Genomic DNA, 16,538 nt, shown 5'->3' on the forward strand with positions numbered 1-16,538 from the left:
GAACCTGAAGATGTCTGCTTCGTCATTACCATTGCCGCAGGGCAAGAGCGTCTCGCTCAAACAATTTGTCAGTCGCCATATTAATGAGATCGGTTTGCTGGTGGTGATTGCCATTTTGTATCTGGTCTTCTCTCTGAACGCGCCTGGCTTTATCTCATTGAATAACCAAATGAACGTGCTGCGCGATGCCGCTACCATTGGGATCGCCGCCTGGGCGATGACGCTGATTATTATCTCCGGGGAAATTGATGTCAGCGTTGGACCAATGGTGGCTTTTGTCTCAGTGTGCCTGGCATTTTTGCTGCAATTTGAAGTTCCGCTGGCGATTGCTTGTCTGCTGGTGTTGCTGTTAGGCGCGCTGATGGGAACGCTGGCCGGGGTGCTGCGCGGTGTGTTTAACGTACCAAGTTTCGTTGCCACGTTGGGGCTGTGGAGCGCCCTGCGCGGAATGGGGCTGTTTATGACTAACGCCCTGCCAGTGCCGATTGACGAAAACGAGGTACTGGACTGGCTGGGTGGACAATTTCTCGGAGTGCCGGTATCCGCGCTGATCATGATGGTGTTGTTTGCGCTGTTTGTGTTCATCAGCCGCAAAACCGCCTTCGGGCGCTCGGTTTTTGCCGTTGGCGGTAATGCTACGGCGGCACAGTTGTGCGGCATCAACGTTCGTCGGGTGCGCATTCTTATCTTTACCCTTTCGGGATTATTAGCGGCGGTGACCGGCATTTTGTTGGCGGCGCGCCTCGGTTCTGGTAACGCAGGTGCCGCAAACGGTCTGGAGTTTGACGTCATCGCCGCGGTCGTGGTCGGCGGTACGGCACTTTCCGGCGGTCGCGGTTCCCTGTTCGGTACATTGCTTGGTGTGCTGGTGATTACGCTAATCGGTAACGGTCTGGTATTGCTCGGGATTAACTCTTTTTTCCAGCAGGTGGTACGCGGCGTCATCATCGTGGTGGCAGTGCTGGCGAATATCTTGCTGACCCAGCGAAGCAGTAAAGCGAAACGCTAAACCTTAACGCCCCTGGCGCGGGTGCGGCAGGGATGAAAATTAATCGTATTGTTAATGAGGGAATTATGAAAACGATGCTGGCAGCTTATTTACCAGGAAATTCGACCGTCGATCTGCGGGAAGTTGCGGTGCCGACGCCGGGGATTAACCAGGTGCTGATCAAAATGAAATCCTCCGGGATTTGCGGAAGCGATGTCCACTATATCTACCATCAACACCGCGCCACGGCGGCGGCGCCCGATAAACCGTTATACCAGGGCTTTATCAACGGTCATGAGCCGTGCGGGCAAATTGTGGCGATGGGGCAAGGCTGTCGCCATTTTAAAGAGGGTGATCGCGTGCTGGTGTATCACATTTCTGGCTGTGGTTTTTGCCCGAACTGCCGCCGCGGCTTTCCTATCTCTTGTACTGGCAAAGGAAAAGCGGCTTACGGCTGGCAGCGTGACGGCGGTCATGCCGAATATCTGTTGGCGGAAGAAAAAGATCTGATCCTCCTGCCGGATGCACTGAGTTACGAAGATGGTGCGTTTATCAGTTGCGGCGTTGGCACGGCCTATGAAGGGATTTTGCGCGGCGAAGTTTCCGGCAGCGATAACGTGCTGGTGGTCGGTCTGGGACCGGTCGGCATGATGGCGATGATGCTGGCGAAAGGTCGCGGTGCAAAACGGATCATCGGCGTTGATATGTTGCCGGAACGTCTGGCGATGGCGAAGCAGTTAGGGGTGATGGATCACGGTTATTTAGCGACGACCGAGGGCTTGCCGCAGATAATCGCTGAACTCACTCACGGCGGCGCGGATGTTGCGCTCGATTGTTCCGGTAATGCTGCGGGGCGCTTGCTGGCATTGCAATCCACCGCCGACTGGGGGCGCGTGGTTTACATTGGTGAAACCGGAAAAGTGGAGTTCGAAGTCAGCGCCGATCTGATGCACCATCAACGGCGGATTATTGGCTCCTGGGTAACCAGTCTGTTCCATATGGAAAAATGCGCTCACGATCTGACCGACTGGAAACTATGGCCACGTAACGCCATTACCCACCGCTTCTCTCTGGAACAGGCGGGAGATGCCTACGCACTGATGGCGAGCGGCAAGTGCGGGAAAGTTGTGATTAACTTCCCGGATTAAGGAGTTAGCGGATGACCATCTATACCTTATCTCACGGGCCGCTAAAGCTGGACGTTTCTGACCAGGGCGGCGTAATCGAAGGCTTCTGGCGCGATACGACGCCGCTGCTACGTCCCGGTAAAAAAAGCGGTGTGGCAACCGATGCCTCTTGTTTTCCGCTGGTGCCATTTGCAAACCGGGTGAGTGGTAACCGTTTTGTCTGGCAGGAGCGAGAGTATCAACTGCAACCGAATGTTGAGTGGGATGCGCACTATCTACACGGCGATGGCTGGTTGGGGCAGTGGCAATGTGTCTCGCGCAGCGATGATAGTTTGCGTCTGGCGTATGAACATCACTGTGGCGTTTATCATTATCGTGTAAGCCAGGCATTTCATTTAACGGCGGATTCACTGACGGTCACGCTCTCTGTCACCAATGAAGGCACTGAGACGCTGCCATTTGGTACTGGCTGGCATCCTTATTTTCCGTTGTCGTCGAAAACGCGGATTCAGGCACAGGCGAATGGTTACTGGCTGGAGCGGGAGCAGTGGTTGGCGGGCGAGTTTTGCGAGCAGTTACCGCCAGAACTGGATTTCAACCAGCTCGCGCCGTTGCCGCGCCAGTGGGTGAACAATGGTTTTGCCGGATGGAATGGTCAGGCCCGCATCGAGCAGCCGCAGGAGGGTTACGCCGTCATCATGGAAACGACGCTGCCTGCGCCGTGCTATTTCATCTTTGTCTCCGATCCCGCGTTTGATAAAGGGTATGCGTTTGATTTCTTCTGTCTGGAGCCGATGAGTCATGCGCCAGATGACCATCATCGCCCGGAAGGTGGTGACCTCATTGCGCTTGCGCCGGGGGAATCAACAACCTCAGAGATGTCGTTACGGGTAGAGTGGCTGTAATTTATAAAATGCCGGATGCACAGGCCTACAGGGTAATTTCGATTTTGTAGCACTCGGCGCACCATGCCTGATGCGACGCTTGCCGCGTCTTATCAGGCCTGCAATTGGTGTTGGAGCGGTCGGCCGGATAAGGCGTTCACGCCGCATCCGGCATCTTTCCTAACGCCGATCGAGAGAAATTGCCCCCGGCCCGGTAATTGCCAGCAGCAGGAATGCGCCAGCAATGCTGATATTCTTCCAGAAATTAATCATATTTGGCCCAATCGCATCGCCAGTCATATCCCAGTAATGATGACCAATCACCGCAGTTCCCAGCGTGTAGAAAATAAACAGCACCGCCAGCGGACGGGTGAAAAAGCCAAGTATGATTAATATCGCGGCGGGTACTTCCATAATCACCGCAATAACTGCCGCCAGCATCGGCATCGGTGCGCCCAGCGAGGCCATATACTGTACCGTCCCGTCAAAGCCGATCATTTTGGGAAAACCAAAAATAATGAAGATTAAGATGACGGCGATACGGGCAATTAATAACAAAACGGGGCGGGCAGCACCAAAATCAAAATAACGTAGTGAGTTCATAACCAATCCCTTTGCAAGATAATGTGATTTAAACGTAATACACACTCTTGCACCTCGCCACGCCCCAGCGGATGAGAAATTTGGTAATTATCCAGGTCAATATCCAGCACATTTTCTTTAGGTGATATTTTGTTAGCGGTATTAACGATATTTTTTCCAGCTCTGTGTACTGGAAGCAGACTCGAATTTTCTTATTTTTCAACTTGCACCAACATTCGATTAACTCCAGACTAACGCCTCCTGACGGGAGGGACTCATGGTTTTGCAATCCACGCGCTGGTTGGCGCTCGGTTATTTCACATACTTTTTTAGCTACGGTATTTTTCTACCTTTCTGGAGCGTCTGGCTTAAGGGGATTGGCTTAACGCCAGAAACCATCGGCCTGTTGTTGGGGGCCGGACTGGTTGCCCGTTTTCTCGGTAGTTTGATAATTGCGCCTCGCGTCAGCGATCCTTCTCGCCTGATTTCTGCGCTGCGTGTGCTGGCGTTGCTGACGCTACTCTTTGCCATCGCCTTCTGGGCGGGTGCGCATGTGGCGTGGTTGATGGTGGTGATGGTTGGTTTTAACCTCTTTTTCTCACCGCTGGTACCGTTGACCGATGCGCTGGCGAATACCTGGCAAAAGCAGTTCCCGCTTGATTATGGCAAAGTGCGACTTTGGGGCTCGGTGGCGTTTGTCATTGGCTCGGCGCTAACGGGGAAACTGGTCAGCGTATTCGATTATCGGGTTATTCTGGCATTGCTGACGTTGGGCGTGGCATCCATGCTGCTCGGCTTTCTTATCCGTCCGACGATTCAGCCACAAGGGGCCAGCCGTCAACAGGAGAGCACGGGGTGGCCAGCGTGGTTGGCGCTGGTCCGCCAGAACTGGCGTTTTCTGGCCTGCGTTTGTTTATTGCAGGGGGCGCATGCGGCCTATTACGGTTTTAGCGCCATTTACTGGCAGGCAGCTGGCTACTCGGCCTCGGCGGTGGGCTATTTGTGGTCGCTGGGCGTGGTGGCGGAAGTCATTATCTTTGCGCTGAGTAATAAGCTTTTCCGCCGTTGTAGCGCCCGTGATATGTTGCTGATCTCGGCGGTATGCGGGGTAGTACGTTGGGGCATTATGGGGGCAACCACTGAGTTGCCGTGGTTGATTATGGTGCAAGTTCTGCATTGCGGCACCTTTACCGTGTGCCATCTGGCCGCTATGCGCTACATTGCCGCTCGTCAGGGAAGTGAGGTTATCCGCTTGCAGGCAGTTTATTCTGCCGTCGCGATGGGCGGCAGTATCGCCATCATGACCGTCTTCGCCGGTTTTCTGTATCAATATCTGGGGCATGGCGTGTTCTGGGTGATGGCATTGGTGGCGTTTCCGGCAATGTTTTTGCGCCCGAAAGTCGTTCCCTCATGCTGATTCAAGTATTTTGCGGATCTGTTCCTGTTGATGTGCCGTCAGGGTCAGATCCGTATAAATCAGCGGTGGTGAAAAAAGCGGTAGCGGCATGGTATAAGGCGCAATAATAAGTGCGGCATTGCGCGGCGCGCCAATCTGCAAAAATGTCTTCACAGACATGTGTTTAATATTGAGCGGCAGTATCGTTAGCTCACGCAATTGCAGCTCAATATTCGCTTCTCGTTCGCTGTCATTGCCCGTCAGCAAAATAATCTGCTTTTCGTGAATTTCATTTGCCTGCATCAGCCATGCACCGAAAATTACTGCCACCAGACAACTTTCTTCATCGGAAAGACTGACATTGTACTCATTTTCAAACCCGACCAGCGCTTCGCGGGTGGTGTGCACGAGCCGTGGATAAAGTCGACGAAACTCTTCCGGTAAAGTGTTATCAATGCCGATAGAAAACAAACAGCGGTTTAACGCCTGGGCCAGGTGAGTATAAAGCTGATAGCACAACCCCTGTTCATCATAGAAACGGACGTTACTCAACTGCCGAAAATGCTGTACCAGACGGTTAATTGACTGGCGCAGCTGTTTGCCACGCTGATGGGTGTCTCGCAGTGGATCGGGAACCCGCAACATGGAAAAAAGTAATGCCATAAATAGCGGTTCAGCTGGGGGAACAGGTTGACGCGCCCGCCGTTGCCAGTGGCGGCCAATTTCCTGTGCAACCTGAAATTCAATGCAAGATTCCAACCAGTGGCGTTGCAGCGGGTTAAATAAGGGCGAGATTCCGGCATGGTGTTGCAATAAGCAATATTGCAGATACAAACACAGGAAATGAACATCACGCGCGTCAAAGCGTTTTTGCAGCCTTCGCGAGCAGAGATTAACTAACGCCAGTAGATTGGTGTCGTCATAAAAATTACGAGCAATCCCCCGACGCTTTAGCTCCCCCTTTAACGCGGGCGTAAAATGGCTGCTGATAAATGACGGACAAAGGCGAAAAGCGCGTCGTAGCCAATGAAATAAACATAAGCGTTGATTAAGTATTGTACCTTCAATCCGGTAGCTCCCGTCATATCCAGTTGTAATGGTGAGTTGATGATAGCGCTGGATCTCCCGTCCTGTTTCGCTGATATCGCGACCCACCATTTCATCATCCACACCATTAATCTCGCTGAAAGTTGCCGTGGTGGCGCTCAACCCCGGCTGGAACAGCGTCAGCAATACCTGGCAACGGCGCTGGGGAGCTGAAAGTACAGATGGTGGGGCAAGTGTAGGTATCATCTGTAGATCTCCCATAAGCATAATTTATAAGAATAGCTAAAGTTTGCTTAGGGATACGGTGAATGGAATGCTATTAATCAGAAATGATGACAAACATCACAGAATTTTTATCGATATAAACACTTTCTGGCAGTTTAATGCCATCCCTTAAGGTGATTTCTTGCTGTTTTATCTGGTTTCGACCATAAGGTTAATTCTGTGGATTCAATGCGCTAAGGATAAAGTCCACCATTTGCTCGCGATAAACGTCTCCGTGACGATCGGAAAAGGCATCAAGATGTTCGCCATCGGGGATCAAAATCAGGCGTTTTGGCTCTTTCGCCAGGGCAAATAATTTCTCGCTATGCTGCCATGGAATAACATGATCAGCTTTGCCGTGAATCAGTAAAAGCGGGATCGGGCTGACGCTGGCGATGTAATTTTCGCCGCTGTAACTCTCATCAAGTAAGTAGCCACTGCCGGGGATCATCTGGTTAGCGATGGTCGAATAAGAGGCAAATGTGGAGTCGAGGATCACCGCACGTATGCCCTCGCGATCTCCTAACCCAATAACGTCAAGAATATTCGCCCCGCCAATACTCTGCCCGAACAGCACCAGCCGCTTGGGGTTTACATCGCTACGATGGCGCACCACGTTGATGGCACTTTGCGTATCGTCCAGTAATCCGGCTTGTGATGGAGTGCCTTTAGATTTACCAAACCCGCGATAATCAAACATAAAAACATTGAAATTATGTTCTGGTAACCAACTGACCAGCGGCCAGTGGGCGGACATATTCCCGGCATTGCCATGAGCATGAATTACGGTAGCAATAGCGTTTTCGGCGGGACCAGTGGAAGAGGGGATAAACCAGCCTTGTAGCCGTGTGCCATCTTTAGCAGTAAATTCAACAGATTCAGCAGACCATGGATCAGGACCGTAAATTTTGTCGTCGGGATAATAAAAGAAGTTGATGGCGATGCGCGGCACTAAATAAACGCAGAAAGCAGAAATAAAAAGAATAAACAGAATCTTGAGAACGCGTTTGTTCGCTGGCAGAACCATGACCTTTCCTTACGACTTGCTTTGTAATCCATTAATCGGGAAAGGATGGTGGGAGAGTGGCGCAGGAAAGTAAAGCGGTGCGAAAGTATTTCGGAATAGCGCCTGAAAGGCAAGGGCGGGTGAGGAACGTCACCCGCCAGAGAAATTAACGCTTCAGTGCGTCGCTTAACTCGTCACGCATGTTCGCCAGCATGGCTTTAACAACGCGCGGGTTACCGGCAACGATGTTACCGGTCAGCATGTAGTTATGGCCACCGATGAAGTCGCTGACGATACCGCCCGCTTCACGAACCAGCAGCTCGCCTGCCGCGAAGTCCCACGGACGCAGACCGATTTCAAAGAAACCGTCAACGCGACCCGCAGCGACGTAAGCCAGATCCAGCGCCGCGGAACCGGTACGACGGAAGTCTGCACATTCGTTGAACAGTTTGCCAACGATGTTGATGTAGGTGGTGGCGTACTGTTTTGCTTTGAACGGGAAGCCGGTCGCCAGAATAGTACCGTCGAGATCGCGAGCGGTGCTGCCGCGCAGACGGTAGCCGTTCAGCTGTGCGCCCTGACCACGAGTCGCGGTGAACAGTTCGTTACGCATAGGATCGTAAACCACAGCAACTTCGGTGCGGCCTTTGATACGAACAGCGATAGATACCGCGAAGTGCGGCAGACGTTTGATAAAGTTGGTAGTGCCATCCAGTGGATCGATAACCCATTGAACATCCTGATCAGTACCTTCAAGTTCACCACTTTCTTCGGTGATGATGGTGTGCTGTGGGTAAGATTTACGAATCGTGTCGATAATCACCGCTTCGGCAGCTTTATCTACGTTGGTCACGAAATCGTTACTGCCTTTCTGGCTCGCCTCTACAGCGTCCGGGGTTTCATAGTTTTTGGCAATTAAATTACCCGCCTTGCGCGCTGCGCGCACGGCGATGTTCAGCATCGGATGCATCGGTTTCTCTCACTGGATGTTAAAGAACGGGAAAACGGCGCAGAGTATAGCAGCGAGATCGGCATCTGTCTTCGTTTTATGTTAAGATGCGCGAATAATCTTTAGACGAAGAAAGACAATGCTGCAAAATATTCGAATTGTGCTGGTGGAGACGTCACACACCGGCAATATGGGTTCTGTTGCCCGTGCCATGAAAACAATGGGATTAACTAATCTGTGGCTGGTTAATCCACTGGTGAAACCCGACTCCCAGGCGATTGCCCTGGCGGCAGGCGCCAGCGATGTGATTGGTAATGCTCACATCGTCGATACGCTCGACGAAGCGTTAGCCGGTTGTAGCCTGGTGGTTGGCACCAGTGCACGTTCGCGCACGTTGCCGTGGCCGATGCTCGACCCGCGCGAATGCGGTCTGAAAAGCGTCGCTGAAGCGGCAAATACCCCGGTGGCGCTGGTTTTTGGTCGCGAACGTGTCGGCCTGACCAATGAAGAGTTGCAGAAGTGCCATTATCATGTCGCGATTGCCGCTAACCCGGAATACAGCTCGCTGAACCTGGCGATGGCGGTTCAGGTTATTGCCTATGAAGTGCGTATGGCCTGGCTGGCAACTCAGGAAAACGGCGAGCAGGTTGAGCATGAAGAGACGCCGTATCCGTTGGTCGATGATCTGGAGCGTTTTTATGGTCATCTCGAACAAACGTTGCTGGCAACCGGTTTTATCCGTGAAAACCATCCGGGGCAGGTGATGAATAAACTGCGTCGTCTGTTTACCCGTGCGCGCCCGGAAAGCCAGGAATTGAATATCCTGCGCGGGATTCTGGCTTCTATTGAACAGCAGAATAAAGGTAATAAGGCCGAATAACAGTGATTGCCTGATGCGACGCTTAACGCGTCTTATCAGGCCTGGAAGTGCACGCAATCCCAGGTCGGATAAGGCGTTCACGCCGCATCCGACAACAGGTACAAACGCCACGATAAAAAATGGCACTGAAGGTTAAATACCTGACTAAATCAGTCAAGTAAATAGTTGACCAAATTACTCGGGAATGTCAGACTTGACCCTGCTATGCAATACCCCCACTTTTACAATAAAAACCCCGGGCAGGGGCGAGTTTGAGGTGAAGTAAGACATGAGACTGACATCTAAAGGGCGCTATGCCGTGACCGCAATGCTTGACGTTGCGCTCAACTCCGAAGCAGGCCCGGTACCGTTGGCTGATATTTCCGAACGACAGGGAATTTCCCTTTCTTATCTGGAACAACTTTTTTCCCGTCTGCGTAAAAATGGTCTGGTTTCCAGCGTACGCGGACCAGGCGGTGGTTATCTGTTAGGCAAAGATGCCAGCAGCATCGCCGTTGGTGAAGTGATTAGCGCCGTTGACGAATCTGTAGATGCCACCCGTTGTCAGGGTAAAGGCGGTTGCCAGGGTGGGGATAAATGCCTGACCCACGCGTTGTGGCGTGATTTGAGCGACCGTCTCACCGGTTTTCTCAACAACATTACTTTAGGCGAACTGGTTAATAACCAGGAAGTGTTGGATGTGTCTGGTCGTCAGCATACTCACGACGCGCCACGCACCCGCACACAAGACGCGATCGACGTTAAGTTACGCGCTTAATTTAACCGTCCTGTTTCGTGTTGCATCTGCGTTGACTGCACATACTCACTCCGGTCACTTACTTATGTAAGCTCCCGGAGATTCGTAAGTTTGTCAACTTGCTGAAACCCGAAACAGTTAGGTTAAAGATAACAAGATATTAGAATCAGGCCGGGGCGTATCGCGCTCCGTAAACACGGTCGTACATCCAGCCGGTAGCCTGATTCCTTGCATTGAGTGATGTACGGAGTTTATAGAGCAATGAAATTACCGATTTATCTCGACTACTCCGCAACCACGCCGGTGGACCCGCGTGTTGCCGAGAAAATGATGCAGTTTATGACGATGGACGGAACCTTTGGTAACCCTGCCTCCCGTTCTCACCGTTTCGGCTGGCAGGCTGAAGAAGCGGTAGATATCGCCCGTAATCAGATTGCCGATCTGGTCGGCGCTGACCCGCGTGAAATCGTCTTTACCTCTGGTGCAACCGAATCTGACAACCTGGCGATCAAAGGTGCAGCCAACTTTTATCAGAAAAAAGGCAAGCACATCATCACCAGCAAAACCGAACACAAAGCGGTACTGGATACCTGCCGTCAGCTGGAGCGCGAAGGATTCGAAGTCACCTACCTGGCACCGCAGCGTAACGGCATTATCGACCTGAAAGAACTTGAAGCAGCGATGCGTGACGACACCATCCTCGTTTCTATCATGCACGTGAATAACGAAATCGGCGTGGTGCAGGATATCGCGGCTATCGGCGAAATGTGCCGTGCCCGTGGCATTATCTATCACGTTGATGCAACCCAGAGCGTGGGCAAACTGCCTATCGATCTGAGCCAGTTGAAAGTTGACCTGATGTCTTTCTCCGGCCACAAAATTTATGGCCCGAAAGGTATCGGTGCGCTGTATGTGCGTCGTAAACCGCGCGTACGTATCGAAGCACAAATGCACGGCGGCGGTCACGAGCGCGGTATGCGTTCCGGCACTCTGCCTGTTCACCAGATCGTCGGTATGGGCGAAGCCTATCGTATCGCAAAAGAAGAGATGGCGACCGAGATGGAACGTCTGCGCGGCCTGCGTAACCGTCTGTGGAACGGCATCAAAGATATCGAAGAAGTTTACCTGAACGGTGACCTGGAACACGGTGCGCCGAACATTCTCAACGTCAGCTTCAACTACGTTGAAGGTGAGTCGCTGATTATGGCGCTGAAAGACCTCGCTGTTTCTTCAGGTTCCGCCTGTACGTCAGCAAGCCTCGAACCGTCCTACGTGCTGCGCGCGCTGGGGCTGAACGACGAGCTGGCACATAGCTCTATCCGTTTCTCTTTAGGTCGTTTTACTACTGAAGAAGAGATCGACTACACCATCGAGTTAGTTCGTAAATCTATCGGTCGTCTGCGTGACCTTTCTCCGCTGTGGGAAATGTACAAGCAGGGCGTGGATCTGAACAGCATCGAATGGGCTCATCATTAATCGGTATCGGAATCAGGAGAATTTATAATGGCTTACAGCGAAAAAGTTATCGACCATTACGAGAATCCGCGTAACGTGGGTTCCTTTGACAACAACGACGAGAACGTCGGCAGCGGCATGGTGGGTGCACCGGCCTGTGGCGACGTGATGAAGTTGCAGATTAAAGTCAACGATGAAGGTATCATTGAAGACGCGCGTTTTAAAACTTACGGCTGCGGTTCCGCTATCGCTTCCAGCTCTCTGGTCACCGAATGGGTGAAAGGGAAGTCTCTCGACGAAGCACAGGCGATCAAAAACACCGATATTGCTGAAGAGCTTGAACTGCCGCCAGTGAAAATTCACTGTTCTATTCTGGCAGAAGACGCGATCAAAGCCGCCATTGCGGACTATAAAAGCAAACGTGAAGCAAAATAAGAGTTGAGGTTTGGTTATGTCGATTACACTGAGCGACAGTGCAGCAGCGCGAGTAAATACCTTTCTGGCTAACCGCGGCAAAGGGTTTGGCCTGCGTCTGGGCGTGAGAACCTCCGGATGTTCAGGTATGGCTTATGTACTGGAATTTGTTGACGAACCGACGCCGGAAGACATCGTGTTTGAAGACAAAGGCGTGAAAGTCGTGGTCGATGGCAAAAGCCTGCAATTTCTGGACGGTACGCAGCTGGACTTCGTAAAAGAAGGTCTGAACGAAGGGTTTAAATTCACCAACCCGAACGTTAAAGATGAGTGTGGTTGCGGCGAAAGCTTCCACGTTTGATGCGCATACCGATAACCCCACCGTGGTCGCCTGCGCGTGGGGTTTGTTTTACCTGATTCGCCGTTATCGCGGCGGATCGCAGCCCTGAGAATGTTATGGATTACTTCACCCTCTTTGGCTTGCCTGCCCGTTATCAACTCGATACTCAGGCGCTGAGCCTGCGTTTTCAGGATCTACAACGTCAGTATCATCCTGATAAATTCGCCAGCGGAAGCCAGGCGGAACAACTCGCCGCCGTACAGCAATCTGCAACCATTAACCAGGCCTGGCAAACGCTGCGTCATCCGTTAATGCGTGCGGAATATTTGCTTTCTTTGCACGGTTTTGATCTCGCCAGCGAGCAGCATACTGTGCGTGACACCGCGTTCCTGATGGAACAGCTGGAGCTGCGCGAAGAACTGGACGAGATCGAACAGGCAAAAGATGAAGCGCGGCTGGAAAGCTTTATCAAACGTGTGAAAAAGATGTTTGATACCCGCCATCAGTTGATGGTTGAACAGTTAGACAACGAGACGTGGGACGCGGCGGCGGATACCGTGCGTAAGCTGCGTTTTCTCGATAAACTGCGAAGCAGTGCCGAACAACTCGAAGAAAAACTGCTCGATTTTTAATTTCTGGAAGCTAAACATGGCCTTATTACAAATTAGTGAACCTGGTTTGAGTGCTGCGCCGCATCAGCGTCGTCTGGCGGCTGGTATTGACCTGGGCACAACCAACTCGCTGGTGGCAACAGTGCGCAGCGGTCAGGCCGAAACGTTAGCCGACCATGAAGGCCGTCACCTGCTGCCGTCTGTTGTTCACTATCAACAGCAAGGGCATTCGGTGGGTTATGACGCGCGTACTAACGCTGCGCTTGACACCGCCAACACCATTAGTTCTGTTAAACGCCTGATGGGGCGCTCGCTGGCTGATATCCAGCAACGCTATCCACATCTGCCTTATCAATTCCAGGCCAGTGAAAACGGCCTGCCGATGATTGAAACGGCGGCGGGACTGCTGAACCCGGTGCGCGTTTCTGCGGACATCCTCAAAGCACTGGCCGCGCGGGCGACTGAAGCCCTGGCGGGCGAGCTGGATGGTGTAGTTATCACCGTTCCGGCGTACTTTGACGATGCCCAGCGTCAGGGCACCAAAGATGCCGCGCGTCTGGCGGGCCTTCACGTCTTGCGCTTACTTAACGAACCGACCGCCGCGGCTATCGCTTACGGGCTGGATTCCGGTCAGGAAGGCGTGATCGCCGTTTATGACCTCGGCGGCGGGACGTTTGATATTTCCATTCTGCGCTTAAGTCGTGGCGTGTTCGAAGTGCTGGCGACCGGCGGTGATTCCGCGCTCGGCGGCGATGATTTCGACCATCTGCTGGCGGATTACATTCGTGAGCAGGCGGGTATTCCTGATCGTAGCGATAACCGCGTTCAGCGTGAACTGCTGGATGCTGCCATTGCGGCCAAAATCGCGCTGAGCGATGCGGACTCTGTGACCGTTAATGTTGCGGGCTGGCAGGGCGAAATCAGCCGTGAACAATTCAACGAACTGATCGCGCCACTGGTTAAACGGACGTTACTGGCCTGTCGTCGCGCGCTGAAAGACGCGGGCGTTGAGGCTGATGAAGTTCTGGAAGTGGTGATGGTTGGCGGTTCTACCCGCGTGCCGCTGGTGCGTGAACGGGTAGGTGAATTTTTCGGTCGTCCGCCGCTGACTTCCATCGATCCGGATAAAGTCGTCGCCATTGGTGCAGCAATTCAGGCGGATATTCTGGTGGGTAACAAGCCGGACAGCGAAATGCTGTTGCTTGATGTGCTCCCGTTGTCGCTGGGCCTCGAAACGATGGGCGGCCTGGTGGAGAAAGTGATCCCGCGTAATACCACGATTCCGGTGGCCCGCGCCCAGGATTTCACCACCTTTAAAGATGGTCAGACGGCAATGTCTATCCATGTAATGCAGGGTGAGCGTGAACTGGTGCAGGACTGCCGCTCGCTGGCGCGTTTTGCGCTGCGTGGTATTCCGGCGTTACCGGCTGGCGGCGCGCATATTCGCGTAACGTTCCAGGTCGATGCCGACGGTCTTTTGAGCGTGACGGCGATGGAGAAATCCACCGGCGTTGAGGCGTCTATTCAGGTCAAACCTTCTTATGGTCTGACTGACAGCGAAATTGCTTCGATGATCAAAGACTCAATGAGCTATGCCGAGCAGGACGTAAAAGCCCGTATGCTGGCTGAACAAAAAGTAGAAGCGGCGCGCGTGCTGGAAAGTCTGCACGGCGCGCTGGCTGCTGATGCCGCGCTGTTAAGCGCCGCAGAGCGTCAGGTCATTGATGCTGCCGCCGCTCACCTGAGTGAAGTGGCGCAGGGCGATGACGTTGACGCCATCGAACAAGCGATTAAAAACGTAGACAAACAAACCCAGGATTTCGCCGCTCGCCGCATGGACCAGTCGGTTCGTCGTGCGCTGAAAGGCCATTCCGTGGACGAGGTTTAATATGCCAAAGATTGTTATTTTGCCTCATCAGGATCTCTGCCCTGATGGCGCTGTTCTGGAAGCGAATAGCGGTGAAACCATTCTCGACGTTGCGCTGCGTAACGGTATCGAGATTGAACACGCCTGTGAAAAATCCTGTGCTTGCACCACCTGCCACTGCATCGTTCGTGAAGGTTTTGACTCGCTGCCGGAAAGCTCAGAGCAGGAAGACGACATGCTGGACAAAGCCTGGGGGCTGGAGCCGGAAAGCCGTTTAAGCTGCCAGGCGCGCGTCACCGACGAAGATTTAGTAGTCGAAATCCCGCGTTACACTATCAACCATGCGCGTGAGCATTAACAGAGGTTAGTATGGGACTTAAGTGGACCGATAGCCGCGAAATTGGCGAAGCACTGTACGATGCGTATCCCGATCTTGATCCGAAAACGGTTCGATTCACCGATATGCATCAGTGGATTTGCGATCTGGAAGATTTCGACGATGATCCGCAGGCATCCAACGAGAAAATCCTCGAAGCGATTTTGTTAGTCTGGCTGGACGAAGCCGAATGAATAAACGGGCTGCCTGGGGGTAGCCCGTTTTGCTGTTAAACGAATAAGGATAACTAAAATGACAGAAGCGATGAAGATTACCCTCTCTCCCCAACCTGCCGACGCGCGCTGGGGAGAAAAAGCGACTTACAGCATTAATAATGATGGCATTACCCTGCATTTGAACGAGGCGGACGATCTGGGTCTGATCCAACGTGCGGCGCGCAAGATTGACGGTCTGGGCATCAAACATGTTCAGTTAAGCGGTGAAGGTTGGGATGCGGATCGCTGCTGGGCATTCTGGCAAGGTTACAAAGCCCCGAAAGGGACGCGTAAAGTGGAGTGGCCGGATCTGGACGATGCCCAGCGTCAGGAACTGGATAACCGCCTGATGATCATCGACTGGGTGCGTGACACCATCAACGCACCGGCAGAAGAACTGGGGCCATCGCAACTGGCACAGCGTGCTGTTGATCTGATCAGCAACGTCGCAGGCGATCGTGTGACTTACCGGATCACCAAAGGCGAAGATTTGCGTGAGCAAGGTTATATGGGGCTGCACACCGTCGGACGCGGTTCAGAACGTTCTCCGGTATTGCTGGCGCTGGATTACAACCCAACTGGCGATAAAGAAGCGCCGGTGTACGCATGCCTGGTTGGTAAAGGCATCACCTTTGATTCCGGCGGCTACAGCATCAAACAGACCGCGTTTATGGACTCAATGAAGTCGGACATGGGCGGCGCGGCAACGGTTACCGGGGCGCTGGCATTTGCCATTACGCGCGGACTGAACAAGCGCGTGAAGCTGTTCCTCTGCTGTGCGGATAACCTGATCAGCGGCAACGCGTTCAAACTGGGCGATATCATCACCTATCGCAACGGTAAAAAAGTCGAAGTGATGAACACTGATGCCGAAGGGCGTCTGGTGCTGGCCGATGGCCTGATTGATGCCAGTGCGCAGAAACCGGAACTGATCATTGATGCGGCGACTCTCACCGGGGCGGCGAAAACCGCGCTGGGTAATGATTATCACGCGCTGTTCAGTTTTGACGATGCGCTTGCCGGTCGCTTGCTGGCGAGTGCCGCGCAGGAGAACGAACCGTTCTGGCGTCTACCGTTGGCGGAGTTCCATCGCAACCAGCTGCCGTCTAACTTTGCCGAACTGAACAACACGGGCAGTGCTGCTTATCCGGCAGGTGCAAGTACGGCGGCGGGCTTCCTGTCGCACTTTGTTGAGAACTATCAGCAAGGCTGGCTGCATATTGACTGTTCGGCGACTTACCGTAAAGCGCCGGTTGAACAGTGGTCTGCGGGGGCGACCGGGCTGGGTGTGCGCACGATTGCCAATCTGTTAACGGCGTAAACGTCTTATTTGGCCTACAAAATTGCGAAAATTCAATAGATTGCGACTCCCTTGTAGGCCTGATAAGCGTAGCGCATCAG

The 16,538-nt window shown here is 52.9% G+C and carries 18 protein-coding genes; 14 read left to right on the plus strand and 4 right to left on the minus strand.

Translation table 11 applies throughout. The features are described 5' to 3' along the window. Nucleotides 1-10: 10 nt before the first annotated feature. The 3 genes from FEK43_RS09180 to FEK43_RS09190 are packed head-to-tail and all read left to right on the plus strand — an operon-like array spanning nt 11 to nt 3,020. Entirely contained in the window at nt 11-1,009 is a 999-nt protein-coding gene (locus tag FEK43_RS09180) for an ABC transporter permease (RefSeq protein ID WP_001276664.1), read from the plus strand. A gap of 32 nt (nt 1,010-1,041) precedes the next feature. Continuing rightward, nucleotides 1,042-2,136 (plus strand): zinc-binding dehydrogenase, encoded by a 1,095-nt coding sequence (locus FEK43_RS09185; protein WP_167850482.1) that lies wholly within the window; start codon nt 1,042-1,044, stop codon nt 2,134-2,136. Between the two features lie 11 nt (nt 2,137-2,147). After that, complete coding sequence (locus FEK43_RS09190; protein WP_135407562.1) at nt 2,148-3,020, plus strand: aldose 1-epimerase; 873 nt, start codon at nt 2,148-2,150, stop codon at nt 3,018-3,020. Between the two features lie 159 nt (nt 3,021-3,179). On the opposite strand, the gene FEK43_RS09195 is transcribed toward FEK43_RS09190, so the two are convergent. Beyond that, entirely contained in the window at nt 3,180-3,602 is a 423-nt protein-coding gene (locus tag FEK43_RS09195) for a DoxX family protein (RefSeq protein WP_135407560.1), read from the minus strand. Between the two features lie 256 nt (nt 3,603-3,858). On the opposite strand from FEK43_RS09195, the gene FEK43_RS09200 reads away from it, so the two are divergent. Continuing rightward, a complete protein-coding gene (locus tag FEK43_RS09200) occupies nt 3,859-4,998 on the plus strand; it encodes a 3-phenylpropionate MFS transporter (protein ID WP_135407558.1) in 1,140 nt (379 codons plus the stop codon). Here FEK43_RS09200 and csiE read toward each other — a convergent pair. From csiE to suhB, 3 genes are all read right to left on the minus strand, one after another. Beyond that, nucleotides 4,990-6,270 carry a stationary phase inducible protein CsiE gene (csiE, locus tag FEK43_RS09205; RefSeq protein WP_138158512.1) on the minus strand — a complete coding sequence of 427 codons (1,281 nt, stop codon included), beginning with the start codon at nt 6,268-6,270 and terminating at the stop codon, nt 4,990-4,992. The two genes, FEK43_RS09200 and csiE, sit on opposite strands and share 9 nt — an antisense overlap. 190 nt (nt 6,271-6,460) lie before the next feature. After that, a complete protein-coding gene (locus FEK43_RS09210) occupies nt 6,461-7,315 on the minus strand; it encodes an alpha/beta hydrolase (RefSeq protein WP_135407556.1) in 855 nt (284 codons plus the stop codon). 145 nt (nt 7,316-7,460) lie between these two features. After that, nucleotides 7,461-8,264, minus strand: a complete 804-nt coding sequence (gene suhB, locus FEK43_RS09215) for an inositol-1-monophosphatase (RefSeq protein WP_130260405.1) — start codon at nt 8,262-8,264, stop codon at nt 7,461-7,463. A 118-nt stretch (nt 8,265-8,382) separates the two neighbouring features. On the opposite strand from suhB, the gene trmJ reads away from it, so the two are divergent. The 10 genes from trmJ to pepB all read left to right on the plus strand — a co-directional run bounded on the left by trmJ (nt 8,383) and on the right by pepB (nt 16,458). Continuing rightward, the gene (trmJ, locus tag FEK43_RS09220) at nt 8,383-9,123 is read left to right on the plus strand and encodes a tRNA (cytosine(32)/uridine(32)-2'-O)-methyltransferase TrmJ (RefSeq protein WP_000940019.1); all 741 of its coding nucleotides are present in this window, start codon (nt 8,383-8,385) and stop codon (nt 9,121-9,123) included. 268 nt (nt 9,124-9,391) lie between these two features. Further along, nucleotides 9,392-9,880 (plus strand): Fe-S cluster assembly transcriptional regulator IscR, encoded by a 489-nt coding sequence (iscR, locus tag FEK43_RS09225; RefSeq protein WP_001241357.1) that lies wholly within the window; start codon nt 9,392-9,394, stop codon nt 9,878-9,880. A 240-nt stretch (nt 9,881-10,120) separates the two neighbouring features. Continuing rightward, nucleotides 10,121-11,335, plus strand: a complete 1,215-nt coding sequence (gene iscS / locus FEK43_RS09230; protein ID WP_001295373.1) for a cysteine desulfurase — start codon at nt 10,121-10,123, stop codon at nt 11,333-11,335. Between the two features lie 27 nt (nt 11,336-11,362). Then, nucleotides 11,363-11,749 (plus strand): Fe-S cluster assembly scaffold IscU, encoded by a 387-nt coding sequence (iscU, locus tag FEK43_RS09235; protein WP_000331707.1) that lies wholly within the window; start codon nt 11,363-11,365, stop codon nt 11,747-11,749. A 16-nt stretch (nt 11,750-11,765) separates the two neighbouring features. Further along, nucleotides 11,766-12,089, plus strand: a complete 324-nt coding sequence (gene iscA / locus FEK43_RS09240) for an iron-sulfur cluster assembly protein IscA (protein WP_000028953.1) — start codon at nt 11,766-11,768, stop codon at nt 12,087-12,089. Between the two features lie 95 nt (nt 12,090-12,184). Continuing rightward, nucleotides 12,185-12,700, plus strand: coding sequence for a co-chaperone HscB (gene hscB, locus FEK43_RS09245; RefSeq protein WP_000384413.1), 516 nt, complete (start codon nt 12,185-12,187; stop codon nt 12,698-12,700). Nucleotides 12,701-12,716: 16 nt separating this feature from the next. Then, the gene (gene hscA, locus FEK43_RS09250) at nt 12,717-14,567 is read left to right on the plus strand and encodes a Fe-S protein assembly chaperone HscA (protein ID WP_138158514.1); all 1,851 of its coding nucleotides are present in this window, start codon (nt 12,717-12,719) and stop codon (nt 14,565-14,567) included. Nucleotide 14,568: 1 nt separating this feature from the next. Then, the gene (gene fdx, locus FEK43_RS09255; RefSeq protein ID WP_001124471.1) at nt 14,569-14,904 is read left to right on the plus strand and encodes an ISC system 2Fe-2S type ferredoxin; all 336 of its coding nucleotides are present in this window, start codon (nt 14,569-14,571) and stop codon (nt 14,902-14,904) included. An 11-nt stretch (nt 14,905-14,915) separates the two neighbouring features. Continuing rightward, nucleotides 14,916-15,116, plus strand: a complete 201-nt coding sequence (gene iscX / locus FEK43_RS09260; RefSeq protein WP_000523616.1) for a Fe-S cluster assembly protein IscX — start codon at nt 14,916-14,918, stop codon at nt 15,114-15,116. 58 nt (nt 15,117-15,174) lie between these two features. Further along, nucleotides 15,175-16,458 (plus strand): aminopeptidase PepB, encoded by a 1,284-nt coding sequence (gene pepB, locus FEK43_RS09265; protein WP_135407554.1) that lies wholly within the window; start codon nt 15,175-15,177, stop codon nt 16,456-16,458. Nucleotides 16,459-16,538: the final 80 nt, after the last annotated feature.

Origin of the sequence: Escherichia sp. E2562 (assembly GCF_005781075.1) — a bacterium.
Lineage (GTDB): Bacteria > Pseudomonadota > Gammaproteobacteria > Enterobacterales > Enterobacteriaceae > Escherichia.